The sequence below is a fragment of the Streptomyces fildesensis genome (assembly GCF_016107395.1).
GTDB classification, from domain to species: Bacteria; Actinomycetota; Actinomycetes; order Streptomycetales; family Streptomycetaceae; genus Actinacidiphila; species Actinacidiphila fildesensis.
On sequence record NZ_JAAIKO010000059.1, the window covers coordinates 1 to 17,777 of the forward strand.

Annotated in this window: 2 protein-coding genes; both read left to right on the forward strand. The window is 73.7% G+C overall.

Annotation, left to right across the window (positions count from 1 at the left end; genetic code table 11):
- On the forward strand, positions 1–5,918 hold a 5,918-nt coding region (locus tag C6N31_RS38715; RefSeq protein ID WP_198359304.1), incomplete at its 5' end, for an SDR family NAD(P)-dependent oxidoreductase.
- Positions 5,919–5,941: 23 nt separating this feature from the next.
- Entirely contained in the window at positions 5,942–17,755 is an 11,814-nt protein-coding gene (locus tag C6N31_RS38720) for an SDR family NAD(P)-dependent oxidoreductase (protein WP_307811589.1), read from the forward strand.
- The last annotated feature ends 22 nt before the right edge of the window (positions 17,756–17,777 follow it).

The window sequence follows — 17,777 nt, forward strand, 5'->3', positions numbered from 1 at the left end:
CCACCTCCCTCGGCTGGGGCCTATGGGCACCCGAAACCGGCGGAATGGGCGCAGGGCTGTCCTCGACGGATCTGGAGCGGATGGCCCGTGCGGGCGTGCTCGCGCTCGACGCGACGGAGGGCCTGGCGCTCTTCGACGCGGCGCAGCGCAGCGAGCACGCGCACCTGGTGCCGATCCGGCTCGACCTCAGGGCCCTGGCCGCCGCTCCCGGCGAGGTGCCGGCGATCCTGCGCGGACTCGTCAAGGCTCCCGCCCGCCGGGCCGTTCAGGCGGGCGCCGGTGCGGGCACCGGGCCCGTGTCGCTGGAGGAGCGCCTGACGGCGCTGGCTCCGGCCGCGCGGCACGAGCTGCTGCTCGGGCTCGTGCGTGGGCAGATCGCGACCGTGCTGGGCTTCGGCGGGCCGGAGGACGTCGCGGCCGACAGCCTGTTCAGCGAGCTGGGCGTCGACTCCCTCACCGGAGTCGAGTTCCGCAACCAGCTGGGCGCGGAGGCCGGGGTGCGGCTGCCCGCGACGCTCGTCTTCGACTACCCGACGCCGACCGCCGTGGCCGAGTTCCTGCTGGTGGAGCTGCTGGGCGAGGACGCGGCAGGGGAAGCGGCGGCCGGCTCGACCGAGTTGGTGACCGGTTCCGGCTCGATGGCCGACGAACCGATCGCGATCGTCGGCATGGCGTGCCGGTTCCCCGGCGGGGTCTCCTCGCCCGAGGAGCTGTGGACGCTGCTCGCCGCCGGTGGCGACGCCGTGACGCCGTTCCCGGACGACCGGGGCTGGGACGTGGCCGGTCTGTACGACCCGGACCCGGACGCGATCGGCAAGACGTACTCCCGGCACGGCGGATTCCTGGAACAGGCCGCGGACTTCGACCCGGCGTTCTTCGGCATCAGCCCGCGTGAGGCCCTGGCCACCGACCCCCAGCACCGGCTCCTGTTGGAGTCCGCCTGGGAGGCGTTCGAGCGCGCGGGCATCGACCCGGCGACGGTACGCGGCAGCTCCACCGGGGTGTTCGCCGGCGTCATGTACAACGACTACGGCATCCGGCTCAACAGCTATCCCGCCGACCTGGAGGGCTATCTCGGGACCGGCAGCTCCGGCAGCGTCGCCTCGGGTCGCGTCGCGTACGCCTTCGGGCTGGAGGGCCCGGCCGTCACGGTCGACACCGCCTGCTCGTCGTCCCTGGTCACGGTGCACCTGGCCGGTCAGGCCCTGCGCTCCGGCGAGTGCTCGCTGGCGCTCGCGGGTGGTGTGACGGTCATGGCCACCCCGGAGACCTTCGTCGGCTTCAGCCGGCAGCGGGGCCTCGCCCCCGACGGCCGCTGCAAGCCGTTCGCGGAGGCCGCCGACGGTACGGGCTGGGGCGAGGGCGTCGGCATGCTGCTCCTGGAGCGGCTGTCCGACGCGCGGCGCAACGGCCACCGCGTGCTGGCCCTGGTCCGGGGCAGCGCCGTCAACCAGGACGGCGCGAGCAACGGACTGACGGCCCCCAACGGCCCGTCCCAGCAGCGCGTCATCCGCCAGGCCCTGGCCGGCGCCAACCTCTCGGCCGACCAGGTCGACGCGGTGGAGGCGCACGGAACGGGCACGACCCTCGGCGACCCGATCGAGGCACAGGCGCTCATCGCCACCTACGGACAGGAGCGGGAGGCCGGCCGGCCACTGTGGCTGGGTTCGGTGAAGTCGAACCTCGGGCACACGCAGGCTGCCGCCGGTGTCGCGGGCATCATCAAGATGGTGCTGGCGATGCGGCACGAGGAGCTGCCGCGCACACTGGGCGTCGATGCTCCCAGTTCGCACGTGGACTGGTCGGCGGGTTCCGTCGAGCTGTTGACGGAGGCGCAGCCGTGGCCGGTGCGGGAGCGTCCGCGCCGTGCGGGTGTCTCCTCCTTCGGCATCAGCGGGACGAACGCCCACGTGATCGTGGAGGAGGCCCCCGCAGAGGTCGTGACAGAGGTTGTCACTTCGGCCGAGCTGCCGGTGGTGCCATGGGTGCTGTCCGGCAAGACGCCGGACGCCGTCCAGGCCCAGGCCGCCCGCCTGCACGAACTCGTCCTGGCCGATGCCGGCCTGGACCCGGCGGCGGTCGGATCCGCACTGACGACGACCCGTGCGGTGTTCGCGCACCGGGGTGGCCTCGTGGCCGCCGACCGCGACGGGCTGCTGTCCGCGCTGTCGGCCCTCGCGGAAGGACGGAACGCACCAGGCGTGGTGCGCGGCTTCGCAGGACCGAACCGGACGGCGTTCCTGTTCACGGGACAGGGCAGTCAGCGGGCGGGGATGGGGCGTGAGCTGTACGCGGCGTTCCCGGTGTTCGCGGAGGCGCTGGACGCGGTGTGTGCGGCGCTCGATGCGCACCTTGAACGGCCGCTGAAGGATGTTCTCTTCGCGGAGGCGGACAGCCGGTTGAACGAGACGGCCTTTACGCAGCCGGCTCTCTTCGCCCTGGAGGTCGCACTCTTCCGGCTGCTGGAGTCCTTCGGGGTCCGGCCGCAGGTTCTCGCGGGTCACTCCATCGGCGAGCTCGCGGCAGCCCATGTGGCAGGGGTCTGGTCGCTGGAGGATGCGGCGCTGTTGGTCGCGGCTCGTGGCCGGCTGATGCAACAACTTCCCACCGGTGGTGCGATGGCGGCGATCCAGGCCACCGAGGCCGAAGTCCTGCCGACACTCACCGAGAAGGTGGGGATCGCGGCCGTCAACGGCCCGACATCCGTCGTCGTCTCCGGTGACGAAGACGCTGTGGCAGCCGTGATCGCGCACTTCGATGGCATCGGACGGAAGACCAAGCGCCTCACCGTCAGCCATGCCTTCCACTCCCTCCACATGGAGCCGATGCTCGAAGAGTTCGGCACCATCGCCGCAGGGCTCACCTACACCGCACCGTCCATCCCCATCGTCTCCACCCTCACCGCCCAGGCCGCCACCACCGAGGAGCTGACCGACCCCGCCTACTGGGTCCGCCACGTCCGCGAAGCCGTCCGCTTCGCCGATGCCGTCACCACCCTCCAGGACCAGGGCGTCAGCACCTTCCTGGAGCTCGGCCCGGACGCCGTTCTCACCGCGATGGCCGCCGAATCCGCCACCGACACCACCACCCTCATCCCCGCCCTCCGCCGCGACCACGACGAAGCCCAGCTGTTCACCGAGGCGCTGGTGCGGCTGCACACCCGGGGCGTCACGGTCGACTGGCCGGCCCTCTTCGGCACCGGTCGCACCCCCGTCGATCTCCCCACCTACGCCTTCCAGCACCAGCACTACTGGCTCGCCGACACCGTCGCACCCAGTGGGAAAGCCTCGGGCTTCGGCCAGAGCGAGACCACGCACCCGCTCCTCAGCGCGGCGATAGCGCTGCCGGACTCGGAAGGAATGCTGTTCACCGGGCGGCTCGCGCTCCACACCCACCCGTGGCTCGTGGATCACGCCGTCAACGGCACGATCATCGTCCCCGGTGCCGCGCTCGCCGACCTCGTCATCCACACCGGCGACCACACGGACACCAGCACGTTGGAGGAGCTGACGCTCTACGCGCCCCTCGTCGTCCTTCCCACTTCGGCGACCCAACTGCGGGTCAGAACACATGCGGACGACGGTTCCGGCCGACGGCGGGTGAGCGTGTTCTCGCGCGTCGAGGGCTCGGACGAGGAGCAGTGGGTGCAGCACGCGGAAGGCGTGCTCTCCTCGACGGCCACGGATGCGGGCTTCGATCTGGTGCAGTGGCCGCCGGCCGGGGCCGATGCCGTGGCGGTCGAAAGCCTTTACGACGAACTGGCCCTGCTGGGCCTGGAGTACGGGCCGCTCTTCCAGGGGCTGGAGGCCGCCTGGAAGCGCGGGGACGAGGTCTTCACGGAGGTCTCGCTGGCCGAGGGCGCCGAGACGAGCGGGTTCGGGCTCCACCCGGCACTGCTCGACTCGGCACTGCACGGCATCGGTCTCGGCGGGTTCTTCGAGGACGACGGGCGCGCCCAACTTCCCTTCTCCTGGAACGATGTGGCCCTCTTCGCCACCGGTGCCACGGCGCTGCGCGTCCGGATCGCCCCAGCGGACCGGCCGGGCGATGTGACGCTGCAACTGGCGGACGCCGCCGGTTCACCGGTCGCGTCGGTCGGTTCGCTGACGCTGCGGCCGCTCGCCGAGCAGGTGCCGGTCACGCGGCACGGCGACGCGCTGTTCGGGCTGGACTGGGTGCAGGTCGCGGACCCGGCCGGTGCCGGTGCGTCCACCGAGGTGATCCCCGAGGAGGGTCTGCTGCGCGCGCCGTCCGGGATCGGAGCAGCCGAGACACTCTCCACTGTCCTGGCCGGACTGCAGCAGTGGCTGGCCGACGAGGCCAACGTCGACTCCGACGCCAGGCTCGTCGTCGTCACCCGGGGCGCGGTCGCCGCGCTTCCGGGGGAGGACGTCACCGACCTCGCACAGGCCGCCGTTCAGGGTCTCGTCAGGGCGGCACAGGCCGAGAACCCGGATCGTCTGGTTCTCGTCGACACCGACGTCGAGGAGATACCGGCCACCGCCCTCACCTCCTCCGGCGAATCGGAACTGGCACTGCGCGCCGGGGCCTTTCTGGCCCCCCGCCTGGTGCGTACGGCGCCGTCCGCCGAGGTGACCCCTTGGCGTACGGACGGCACCGTCCTGATCACCGGCGGCACGAGCGGTCTGGGCGCGCTCACCGCCCGCCACCTGGTCGCCGAACACGGCGTCCGCGACCTCCTGCTCACCAGCAGGCGCGGACAGAACGCCCCCGGCGCAGCCGAACTCGCGGCCGAACTCACCCAAGCCGGCGCCACCGTCACCATCGCCGCCTGCGACGTCTCCGACCGGGACGCCCTCGCGGAACTGCTGCACGAGGTCCCGTTGACCGCCGTGATCCACGCGGCCGGCATCGTGGACGACGGTGTCCTCGGGTCGCTCACTCCCGAGCGGCTGGCCGCCGTACTCGCCCCGAAGGCCGAGGCGGCGCGCCACCTGCACGAGCTGACGGCCGGGACGGACCTGGACGCGTTCGTCCTGTTCTCGTCGGCGGCCGGGGTACTGGGCGGTGCGGGGCAGGGTGCTTACGCCGCCGCCAACGCCTATCTCGACGCGCTGGCCACCCACCGCCGGGCCAACGGTCTTCCTGCGGTCTCCCTCGCCTGGGGTCTGTGGGCGCCGGAAGCCGGCGGGATGGGTTCGCAGCTCACCGGGGCCGAGGTGGAACGGATGGCGCGTGGGGGCGTCCTGGCCCTGGGCGAGGAGCAGGGCCTGGCCCTGCTGGATGCCTCGCTGGTCTCGGACCGGGCGGTGCTGGTCCCCGCGGGGCTCGATGTGCCCGCGCTGGTGCGCTCCGCGGGCGGCGAGGTACCGGGTCTCTTCCGCGGCCTGGTCCGCGGCAAGGTCCGGCGCACGGCCGCCGCGGGGGACTCCGGCGCCGGGGCGTCCGGTCTGGCCCAGCGGCTGGCGGCGCTGCCGTCCGACGAGCGCCTCCCGGTGGTCGTCGAGCTGGTCCGCAGCCAGGTCGTCGCGGTTCTCGGCTTCACCGCGGCACAGGAGGTGGAGCTGGGCAAGCCGTTCAAGGAGTTCGGCTTCGACTCGCTCACCGCGGTGGAGTTCCGCAACCAGCTGAGCGCGGCGGCCGGAGTGCGGCTCCCGGCGACGCTCGTCTTCGACTATCCGACCCCGCGGGAGCTGGCCGACTTCCTGCTCGGCGAAGCGGCCCCCGACACCACCACGGATCCGGGGACCGCCGCGTACGAGGAGACCGTCCGCGCCTCGCTGCTCGCCATCCCACTGGCCCGGCTCCGGGAGACCGGACTGCTGGACACACTGCTGCACCTCGCGGGCCTCCAGATGGAGGACGACGGCCCGACGGCCGAGGACGCGAGCGAATCGATCGACGATATGGATGCCGAGAGCCTCATCTCGAAGGCGCTCGAAGGGTCCGACTTCTGATGACGCGAATGGGTGAGGTTCAGGTGTCTGCAACGTCTGCATCGAACGAGAGAATCGTTGAGGCTCTGCGCGCGTCGCTGAAGGAGACGGAGCGACTGCGCGAGCAGAACCGCCAGCTCTCCGGCGCGGGCCACGAGCCGATCGCGATTGTGGGGATGGCCTGCCGGTATCCGGGCGGGGTCACGTCGCCCGAGGAGCTGTGGGCGCTGCTCGCGGCGGGCGGCGACGGGGTGTCGTCGTTCCCCCTGGACCGTGGCTGGGACGTCGAGGGGATCTACGACCCCGACCCGGACGCGGTCGGCAAGACGTACTCCCGGCATGGCGGTTTCCTGGACCGTGCCGCGGACTTCGACCCCGGCTTCTTCGGGATCAGCCCGCGTGAAGCGGTGGCCATGGACCCGCAGCACCGGCTGCTGCTGGAGTCGTCGTGGGAGGCGTTCGAGCGCGCGGGCATCGACCCGGCCTCGGTGCGCGGCAGCGCGACCGGTGTTTTCGCGGGGGTCATGTACGGCGACTACAGCGATGTCCTCGAACACGCCGCCGATGACGTCGAAGGCTTCCTGGGCGTCGGCGGCAGCCTCGCCTCCGGGCGGGTCTCGTACGCCTTCGGGCTGGAGGGCCCGGCCGTCACCGTCGACACCGCTTGCTCGTCGTCCCTGGTCACCGTGCACCTGGCGGCTCAGGCGCTGCGCACCGGCGAGTGCTCGCTCGCGCTCGCCGGCGGCGTCACCGTCATGGCCACCCCCGACACCTTTGTCGACTTCAGCCGCCAGCGCGGCCTCGCCCCCGACGGCCGCTGCAAGCCCTTCGCCGAGGCCGCGGACGGCACCGGCTGGGGCGAGGGCGTCGGCATGCTGCTCCTGGAGAAGCTCAGCGACGCCAAGCGCAACGGCCACCGCGTACTCGCGCTCGTGCGCGGCAGCGCCGTCAACCAGGACGGCGCGAGCAACGGACTCACGGCCCCCAACGGCCCCTCGCAGCAGCGCGTCATCCGGCAGGCCCTGGCCGGCGCCCGTCTCTCGGCCGACCAGGTCGACGCCGTCGAGGCGCACGGCACCGGCACCAAGCTCGGCGACCCGATCGAGGCCCAGGCGCTGCTGGCGACGTACGGGCAGGACCGCCCGGAGGGCCGGCCGCTGTGGCTGGGTTCGGTGAAGTCGAACCTCGGTCACACGCAGGCCGCCGCCGGTGTTGCTGGCATCATCAAGATGGTGCTGGCGATGCGGCACGAGGAACTGCCGCGCACGCTGGGCGTTGACGCTCCCAGTTCGCATGTCGACTGGAGTGCCGGTGACGTCGAGCTGCTGACGGAGGCGCAGCCGTGGCCGGCCGGGGAGCGGACCCGCCGCGCGGGCATCTCGTCCTTCGGCATCAGCGGAACGAACGCCCACGTCATCGTGGAAGAAGCCCCCGCAGAGGCCCTCGCGGCCGAAGGTGCCGCTGTCGACCTGCCGGTGGTGCCGTGGGTGCTGTCCGGCAAGACCCCCGACGCCGTCCAGGCCCAGGCCGCCCGCCTGCGGGATCACCTGCTCGCCGACGCCGAGCACGGATTCGACCCGGCCGCTGTCGGATACTCCCTGGCCACGACCCGTGCGGTGTTCTCCCACCGGGCGGGCGTCGTCGCCGCCGACCGCGACGGTCTGATCGCCGGACTGACGGCGCTGGCCGAGGGCGGCAATGCCCCCGGCCTCGTACAGGGCTCCGCTCACGGAGGCCGCACGGCGTTCCTCTTCACCGGGCAGGGCAGTCAGCGGGCGGGGATGGGGCGTCAGCTGTACGCCACCTTCCCGGTGTTCGCGGAGGCGCTGGACGCGGTGTGTGCGGCGCTCGACGCGCACCTTGAACTGCCGCTCAAGGACGTTCTGTTTGCCGAGGCGGACGGCCGGTTGAACGAGACGGGCTTTACGCAGCCGGCTCTGTTCGCCCTGGAGGTCGCACTCTTCCGGCTGCTGGAGTCCTTCGGGGTCCGGCCGCAGGTGCTGGCGGGTCACTCCATCGGTGAGCTGGCCGCCGCACACGTCGCAGGGGTCTGGTCGCTGGAGGACGCGGCGCTGCTCGTTGCGGCTCGTGGCCGTCTGATGCAGCAACTGCCCGCCGGTGGTGCGATGGCGGCGATCCAGGCCACCGAGGCCGAAGTCCTGCCGCAGCTCACCGACAGGGTGGGGATCGCGGCCGTCAACGGGCCCACCTCCATCGTCGTCTCGGGTGACGAAGACGCCGTCGCTGCCGTCATCGCGCACTTCGACGCGACGGGTCGCAAGACCAAGCGCCTCACCGTCAGCCACGCCTTCCACTCCCTCCACGTGGAGCCGATGCTCGAAGAGTTCGGCACCATCGCAGCCGGGCTCACCTACACCGCACCGTCCATCCCGATCGTCTCGACGCTCACCGGCCAGGCCGCCACCACCGAAGAACTCACCGACCCCGCCTACTGGGTCCGCCACGTCCGCGAAGCCGTCCGCTTCGCCGACGCCGTCACCACCCTCCAGGACCAAGGCGTCACCAAGTTCCTGGAGCTCGGCCCGGACGCCGTTCTCACCGCGATGGCCACCGAATCCGCCACCGACACCACCACCCTCATCCCCGCCCTCCGCCGCGACCACAACGAAGCCCAGCTCCTCACCGAGGCACTCGTCCGCCTCCATGCCCACGGCGGCACCGTCTCCTGGCCGGCCTTCTTCGGCGCCGGGCACACTCCCGTCGACCTCCCCACCTACGCCTTCGAGCACCGGCAGTACTGGCCGCGCACGGTGGCGTCGACCGGTGACGCGACCGGGCTGGGGCTGCGTTCCGGCGGTCACCCGTTCCTCAGCGGTGCGATCACGCTGCCGGACACGGACAGCGTGCTGTTCACCGGGCGGCTCTCGCTCAACACCCACCCCTGGCTGGCCGATCACGCCGTCTCCGGCACGGTCATCGTCCCGGGAGCCGCTCTCGTCGAGATCGCCGTGCGGGCGGGCGACGAGGTGGGGTGCGGCACCGTCGAGGAGCTGACGCTCCAGGCGCCGCTGGTGCTGGGCGAGCAGGGTGCCGTTCAGCTGCGCGTGCAGGCGGGGGAGGCCGACGCGGGCGGGCTGCGGCCCGTCACGGTCTTCTCGCGGCCCGAGGACGCGCCCGACGACGCTCCCTGGACCTGCCACGCCGACGGCCTGCTGACGGCGTCGGTGCTGGCTCCCGACCCGGAGTTCGACTTCGCGCAGTGGCCGCCGGCCGGCGCGAGCGCGATCGACACCGGTCACCTCTACGACGACCTGGCGGCGTCGGGCCTGGAGTACGGCCCGCTCTTCCAGGGTCTGCGGGCCGCCTGGCGGCACGGGGACGACGTCTTCGCCGAGGTGTCGCTGCCCGAGGACGCCGGCGCGGACACCGAGGCGTTCGGACTGCACCCGGCGCTGCTGGACGCGACGCTGCACGCGATCAGCCTCGGCGACTTCGTCGAGGACGGCAGCGCGCCGCAGCTCCCCTTCGCCTGGTCGGACGTCGCCCTGTACGCGGCCGGTGCGAGTGTGCTGCGGATCAGGGTGTCGCCCGCGGCCTCCGGCAGCGGTGTGGCAATCCAGCTGGCCGACGCCGCCGGAGCACCGGTCGCGTCCGTGGGCTCGCTCGTGCTGCGCGCCCTCGCGGTGGATCAGCTGACGGCGACCGCCGGCGGCTCCGCCCACCACGAGTCGCTGTTCCGGATCGACTGGACTCCGCTCCAGGTCGCCGACGAGGCCAGCCCCGGCGGCAGTTGGACGCTGATCGGCGCCGACACGTTCGGCCTGGCCGACGCGCTCACCGCGGCGGGGGAGACCCTGACGGAAGCGACGGCCGAGGCCGAACTGACCCTCGCGCAGTTCACCACCGCCGGTTCCGCTTCCATCAGCACCACCGTGCACCGTGCTCTGGCGCTGCTCCAGGAGTGGCTGGACGCCGATCAGCTGCCCGGCGCGCGGCTGGTGCTCGTCACCAGCGGTGCTCTGGCCGCCGCTCCCGGCGACGCCGTCGCCGACCCCGGTGCGGCCGCGGTGTGGGGCCTGGCGCGGTCCGCACAGTCCGAGTACCCGGACCGGATCGTGCTCGTGGACCTCGACGGCACTCCGGCGTCGGCCGCGGCCCTGGTCCCGGCGATTGCCGCCGCGATCGCCGCGGACGAGCCCCAGCTGGCGCTGCGCGGCGGGCAGGCGCACACCGCGCGCCTGCTCCGCAGCTCGCCGGCCGACACTCTGACGACTCCTCCGGCCCATCCCGACACGGCCCCCTGGCGGCTGGACTTCACCGCCAGCGGGACCCTCGACAGCATCTACGTCGCCGACTTCCCCGAGGCGGCCGAGCCGCTCGCCGAAGGCCAGATCCGGGTCGCGATCCGCGCCGCGGGCCTGAACTTCCGCGATGTGATGAACGTGCTCGGCATGTACCCGGGCGACGCGGGCCGGCTCGGTCTCGAGGCGGCCGGTGTGGTCGTGGAGACCGGCCCCGGCGTCAGCGGGTTCGCGCCCGGCGACCGCGTGATGGGTCTGTTCTCGGGTGCGTTCGGGCCGCTCGCGGTCGTCGACCACCGGCTCGTCGCGCCGATGCCGATCGGCTGGACCTTCGCCGAGGCGGCCGCCGCACCGGTGGTCTACCTGACGGCGTACTACGCGCTCAACGATCTGGCCGGGCTGAAGTCCGGCGAGAGGATCCTCATCCACGCCGCCGCCGGCGGTGTCGGTATCGCCGCGGTGCAGCTCGCCCGCCACCTGGGCGCCGAGGTGTACGGCACGGCCGGCACCGGCAAGTGGGGGACGCTGCGCGGCCTCGGTCTGACCGACGACCGGATCGCGTCCTCCCGCACCCTGGACTTCGAGCCGAGCTTCCTCGGCGCGACCGGCGGCCGCGGCATGGACGTCGTCCTGGACTCCCTCGCCCGCGAGTTCGTGGACGCGTCGCTGCGGCTGCTGCCGCGTGGCGGGCGGTTCGTCGAGATGGGCAAGACGGACATCCGGGACGCGGACACGGTCGCCGCCGACCACCCGGGCGTCGCGTACCAGGCGTTCGACGTCATGGACGCGGGTCCCGAGCGGATCCAGGAGATGTACGCCGCTCTCCTGGAACTCTTCAACAGCGGCGCGCTGCTCCCTCTGCCCGTCACCGCCTGGGACGTACGGCAGGCGCCCGAGGCGTTCCGCCACATCGGGCAGGCCCGCCACACCGGCAAGCTGGTCCTGACGGTGCCCGCGCCGCTCGCCCCCGAGGGCACGGTGCTGATCACCGGCGCCACCGGCGCGCTCGGCGGGCTGCTGGCCCGCCACCTGGTCACCGAGTACGGCGTACGCCACCTGCTGCTCACCAGTCGGCGCGGTCTCAAGGCGCCCGGGGCCACCGAACTCTCCGCTGAACTCCAAGAGTTGGGCGCGAGCGTCACGTTCGCCGCCTGCGACGCCGCGGACCGTGAGGCGCTGGCCGCCACGCTCGCCGCGATACCGGCGGCGCACCCCCTGACGGCCGTGCTGCACGCGGCGGGCCTGCTCGACGACGGCATCCTCGCGTCGCTGACCCCCGAGCGCGTCGACCGGGTCTTCGGCCCGAAGGCCGACGCCGCCCGTCACCTGCACGAGCTGACCCGCGGCCTGGACCTTGCCGCGTTCGTGCTGTTCTCCTCGGCGGCCGGCACGTTCGGCAACCCCGGCCAGGGCAACTACGCGGCCGCCAACGCCTACCTGGACGCGCTCGCCGCGCACCGGCGCGGCGCGGGCCTGCCCGCGCTGTCGCTGGGCTGGGGCGCCTGGGCATCCGAGGGCGGCGGCATGGCCGACGTCCTGGAGGCGGCCGACCGCGAGCGGCTGGCGCGCTCCGGGGCGGCGGCGCTCAGCAGCGCCGAGGGACTGGCGCTGTACGACACGGCCGTCGGCCTCGCCGCCCACGCCCTCGTCCCGATGCACCTGGAACTGCCGGCGACCGCGGCGCCCGACGAAGTGCCGCCGCTGCTGCGGGCGTTGGTGCGGGCTCCGGCCCGCCGTACCGCCCGTGCCGCCACCGCCGGGGCCGCGCTGGAGCTCGGTCCGCGGCTGGCCGCGATGACCCTCGCCGAGCAGGAGGAGTTCCTGCTCGACCTGGTGCGCAGCAACGTCGCGGCCGTTCTCGGCCACTCCGGCGCCGAGGCCATCGACCCGTCCCGGGCGTTCAAGGACCTCGGGTTCGACTCGCTGACCGGTGTGGAGTTCCGCAACCGGCTCGGTTCCGCGGCCGGTCTGCGGCTGCCCGCCACCCTCGTCTTCGACTACCCGGCGCCGGACGTGCTGGCCACGTTCCTGCGCACCGAGCTCGTCGGCGAGCTGGCGGCGAGCGGTGCGGGACCGGTGGCGAGCACGACGGTCTCCGGTGACGAGCCCATCGCGATCGTCGGCATGGGCTGCCGGTTCCCCGGCGGGGTGCGCTCCCCGGAGGACCTGTGGCAGCTGCTCGCCACCCGCACCGACGCGATGGCCGGGCTGCCCGACGACCGCGGCTGGGACATCGAGTCGCTCTACGACCCCACGGGCGAACGCCCCGGCACCACGTACACCGACCAGGGCGCGTTCCTGTACGACGCCACCGACTTCGACGCCCCCTTCTTCGGCATCAGCCCGCGTGAGGCCCTCGCCATGGACCCGCAGCAGCGGCTGCTGCTGGAGACCTCGTGGGAGGCGCTGGAGCGGGCCGGGATCGACCCGGCCACGCTGCGCGGCAGCTCGACCGGTGTCTTCGCCGGTGTGATCTACCACGACTACGGCACCCGGCTCGGCGAACTGCCCGAGGGCGTCGACGGCTTCCTCGGGACCGGGACGTCCGCCGGGGTGCTGTCGGGGCGTGTCTCGTACGTGCTCGGTCTGGAGGGGCCGGCGATCACCGTCGACACGGCCTGCTCCTCGTCCCTGGTCGCCCTGCACCTGGCGATCCAGGCCCTGCAGCGCGGCGAGTGCACGCTGGCGCTGGCCGGCGGTGTCACCGTCATGGCCACCCCGGACACGTTCGTCGACTTCAGCCGCCAGCGGGGACTGGCCGCCGACGGCCGCTGCAAGGCGTTCGCGTCCACGGCGGACGGCACCGGCTGGGCCGAGGGCGTCGGCATGATCCTCGTCGAGCGGCTCTCCGACGCGCAGCGCAACGGGCACGAGATCCTCGCCGTGGTCCGCGCCAGCGCCCTGAACCAGGACGGCGCCAGCAACGGGCTCACCGCACCCAACGGCCCCTCCCAGCAGCGGGTCATCCGGCAGGCGCTGGCGAGCGCGGGACTGGCCGCCGCCGACATCGACGCGGTCGAGGCGCACGGCACCGGCACCCGGCTCGGCGACCCGATCGAGGCGCAGGCGCTCATCGCGACCTACGGCCAGGACCGGCCCGCCGACCAGCCGCTGTGGCTCGGCTCCGTCAAGTCCAACCTCGGGCACACCCAGGCCGCCGCGGGTATCGCGGGCGTCATCAAGATGGTCACCGCGCTCGGTCACGAGGAACTGCCGGCGACGCTGCACGTCGGCGAGCCCAGCCCGCACATCGACTGGTCCGCGGGGAACGTGGAGCTGCTCACCGAGGCGCGGCCGTGGCCGCGCGGCGGGTCCGGCGCCCGCCGGGCGGGCGTCTCCGCCTTCGGGTTCAGCGGCACCAACGCGCACGTCATCCTGGAGGAGGCGCCGGCGGTCGAGCCGGCCGCCGCCATCGAGGAGCCGGACGCCCTCGCGCCGTTCACCGCCACCGACACCGCGCCCGTGCCGTGGCTGCTCACCGGCCGCAGCGAGATCGCGCTGCGCGCCCAGGCCCGCAAGCTGCACGCCCACCTGGCGGGCACGCCCGAGCTCGGTGCCACCGCGCTCGGCAGCATCGGGCACGCGCTGGCCACCACCCGCACGCCCTTCGAGCACCGCGCGGTGCTCGTGGGCGCGGACGGTCCGACGCTGATCCAGACCCTCAAGGACATCGCCGACGGCGTTCCCGCCGCCGGGGTCGAGGAGGGCCTCGCGGGCGCCCCCGGCAAGACGGTCTTCGTCTTCCCCGGCCAGGGCTCGCAGTGGATCGGCATGGCCGCCGAACTCCTGGAGACCTCCCCGGTGTTCAAGGCCCGCCTGGAGGCCTGCGCGGCCGCTGCCGACGAGTTCACCGACTGGTCGCTGCTGGACGTGCTGCGCGGTGTCGAGGGCGCCGCGTCCCTGGAGCGCGTCGACGTGGTCCAGCCCGCCCTGTGGGCGGTCATGGTCTCGCTCGCCGCAGTCTGGGAGTCGCTCGGCATCCGGCCGTCCGCCGTCGTCGGGCACTCGCAGGGCGAGATCGCCGCCGCGTGCGTCGCGGGGGCGCTCACCCTCCAGGACGCCGCCCGCGTCGTCACCCTGCGCAGCCTCGCGCTCGTCGGTCTCGCCGGCACCGGCGGCATGGTCTCCCTGCCGCTGCCCGCCGCCGAGGTCGAGGAGCTGCTGACCGCCTGGCCCGGCCAGATCTCGGTGGCCGCGAACAACGGCCCCTCCTCCACCGTCGTCTCCGGCGACCCCGGCGCGCTCGACGAACTGCTCGCCACCTGCGAGCGGCGCACCATCAGGGCCCGCCGCATCGACGTCGACTACGCCTCGCACTCCTCCCACGTGGAGTCGCTGCGCGAGGAGCTGGAGGACGTGCTCGCCCCCGTCCGGCCGCAGGTGGGACGTGTCCCGCTGTACTCCACGCTGGAGGACCGGCTGATCGACGGCAGCGAGATGGACGCCACGTACTGGCACCGCAACCTGCGACACACCGTCAAGTTCGAGCCGGCCGTACGGGCGCTCGCGCTCACCGGCCACACGGTGTTCGTCGAGTGCAGCCCGCACCCGGTGCTCACCGTCGGCGTCCAGGACACCGTGGCCGCCGCCGGGGCCGACGACGTCGTCGTCACCGGCACGCTGCGCCGCGACGACGGCGGCGCCGGCCGCGTCCTGACCTCCCTCGGGCGGCTGGTCGCGCACGGCGGACGCCCCGACTGGTCGGCGGTCTTCGCCGGCCGTACGCTGGAGCGCACCGGCCTGCCGACGTACGCCTTCCAGGGCGAGCGCTACTGGCTGGAGGCCGTCTCCGGGGCCGTGGACCCGGCCGGGCTCGGCCAGACGCCCGCAGGACACCCGCTGCTCGGCGCGGCCGTGGCGCTGCCCGACCGCGACGGCTATCTGCTCACCGGCCGGCTCTCCCTCAAGTCCCAGCCCTGGCTGGGCGATCACGCGGTCGGCGGGGTGGTCTTCGTCCCCGGGACGGCGCTGCTGGAGCTCGCCGTACGGGCCGGTGACGAGGCCGACTGCGGCACGCTGGCGGAACTGACCCTGGAGGCGCCGCTCGTCCTGCCGGAGCGCGGCGAGACGCAGCTGCGGGTCCTGGTCGACGAGCCCGCCGCCGACGGGCACCGCCCGGTCGCGGTTTTCTCCCGGCCCGAGGACAGCGACGAGGACACCCCGTGGACCCGGCACGCGAGCGGACTGCTGACCGCGGACACCCCGGCCCCGGGACCCGACCTCACCCAGTGGCCGCCGGCCGGCGCCGAGGCGCTGACGACGGAGAGCCTGTACGCGGACCTGGGCGCCGTCGGCCTGGACTACGGGCCGGTCTTCCGCGGACTGCGGGCGGCCTGGCGGCGCGACGGCGAACTCTTCGCCGAGGTCGAGCTGCCCACCGAGGCGGTCTCCGCGGCCGCCGACTACGCCCTGCACCCGGCGCTGCTGGACGCCGCCCTGCACGCCATCGCGCTCGGCGGATTCTTGGACAGCGATGAAGGGGAGGGGCCCTGGCTGCCGTTCGCCTGGTCGGGTGTCGCGCTGCACAGCGTCGGCGCCTCCGCCCTCCGGGTCCGGATCGCGGCGGCGCCCGGCAGCGGCGCCGTCACCCTGAACGTCGCCGACGCCACCGGCGCACCGGTCGCCGCCGTCGACTCCCTGCTGCTGCGCCGCCTCCCCCTGGAGGCGCTCGCCCAGCTCAGCTCGGCCGGCTCCGACCCGCACCGCGACTCGCTGTTCCGCGTCGAGTGGACCGCCGTCACGGCCCCGGGCGACCAGCCGCCGGCGCCCACGGACTGGGCGGTGTTCGGCGACGACCCGCTCTTCCCCGGCCTGCCGGAGATCTTCAGCACCGATGAGCTGGACGGTTCCATCGGTACCGTCCTGACGCCCGTGCACTGGCAGAGCGGCACCGAGGACACCGTCATGCAGGCGCTCGGCGATCTGCAGGTGTGGCTCGCCGACCCGCGCACCGACGGCACCACGCTGGTCGTCGTCACCCGTGGCGCGGTCGCCGCCGAGGCCGGCGAGGACATCGCCGACCTCGCGCAGTCCGCCGTCCACGGCCTGGTCCGCTCCGCGCAGTCCGAGAGCCCCGGCCGGATCGTCCTCGCGGACATCGGTACCGGCATCCCCTCGCGGACGCTGCTCGCGGCGGCGCTGGCCACCGGTGAGCCGGAGTTCGCGCTGCGCGACGGGAAGATCCTCGCCCCGCGGCTGGTCCGGGCCGAGGCCCGGGCCGACGCCCTGGCGCCGTGGCAGTCCGACGGCACCGTCCTGATCACCGGCGGTACCGGCGGTCTGGGCGCGCTCGTCGCCCGGCACCTGGTCGGCGAGCACGGCGTACGGCACCTGCTGCTCACCAGCAGGCGGGGCCTGGGCGCTCCGGGAGCGTCCGAACTCGTGGCCGAACTCTCCGAAGCGGGCGCCACCGTCACCGTCGCCGCCTGCGACGTCGCCGACCGCGACGCGGTCGCCGCGCTCCTCGCGTCCGTTCCGGAGGCGCGGCCGCTGCGCGGGGTGGTCCACGCGGCCGGTGTGCTCGACGACGCGACACTCGGCAAGCTCACCCCCGAGAAGCTGTTCGCGGTCCTCGCCCCCAAGGCCGAGGCGGCCCGCCACCTGCACGAGCTGACGGTCGCGGCCGGGACGGAACTGGACGCGTTCGTCCTGTTCTCCTCCTCCGCCGGGGTCTTCGGCAACGCGGGCCAGGCCAACTACGCGGCGGCCAACGCCTACCTCGACGCCCTCGCCGCCCACCGCAGGGCCGCGGCGCTGCCCGCCGTGTCCCTCGCCTGGGGCCTGTGGGCCGAGCCGAGCGGTATGACCGGACACCTGGCGAGCACGGACCTGGCGCGGCTGGCCCGCTCCGGCATCCGGCCGCTCAGCCCCGAGCAGGGCCTGGCCCTGTTCGACGCCGGAGTCGGCGGGACGGAGCCCGCTCTCGTCCCGATCGGCCTCAGCACCGCGGGCCTGCGGTCGCAGGCCGGCGACAGCCCGGTGGCGCCGCTGATGCGCTCCCTGGTCCGCGGCCCGTCCCGGCGCACCGCGCAGGGCGCGTCGGCGGCGGAGGACGGCGCCCAGGGCGACGCGCTGCGCAAGCGGCTCGCCGCACTGCCCACCGACGAGTGGGAGACCGTGCTGCTCGACCTGGTGCAGTCCTACGCGGCGGCGGTGCTCGGCTTCGCCGGCACCTCGGCGGTCGGCGCCACCCGCTCCTTCAAGGAGCTGGGCTTCGACTCGCTGACCGCCGTGGAATTCCGCAACCGGCTCGGCGCCGCCACCGGTGTCCGGCTGCCCGCCACCGCCGTCTTCGACCACCCGACCCCGCTGGCGCTCGCCCGGCTGCTCTACGGCGAGTTCGCCCCCGAGCAGACCGACCCGGCCGACGCCGTACTCGCCGAACTCGACCGCCTCGACGGCTATCTGCCGGAGGTGTCCCTCGACGACAGTGTCCACGCCGCCGTCACCGCCCGCCTGGAGGAACTGCTCTCCCGGTTCAGGAACCTGCGCGCCGGCGCGGGCGGCGACACCGGCGAGAACGTCAACGAACGACTGCAGGACGCCACGACCGACGAGGTCCTGGCCTTCATCACGGACGAACTCGGCATCGCCTGACGGCGCCCTGCACACCTTTGAG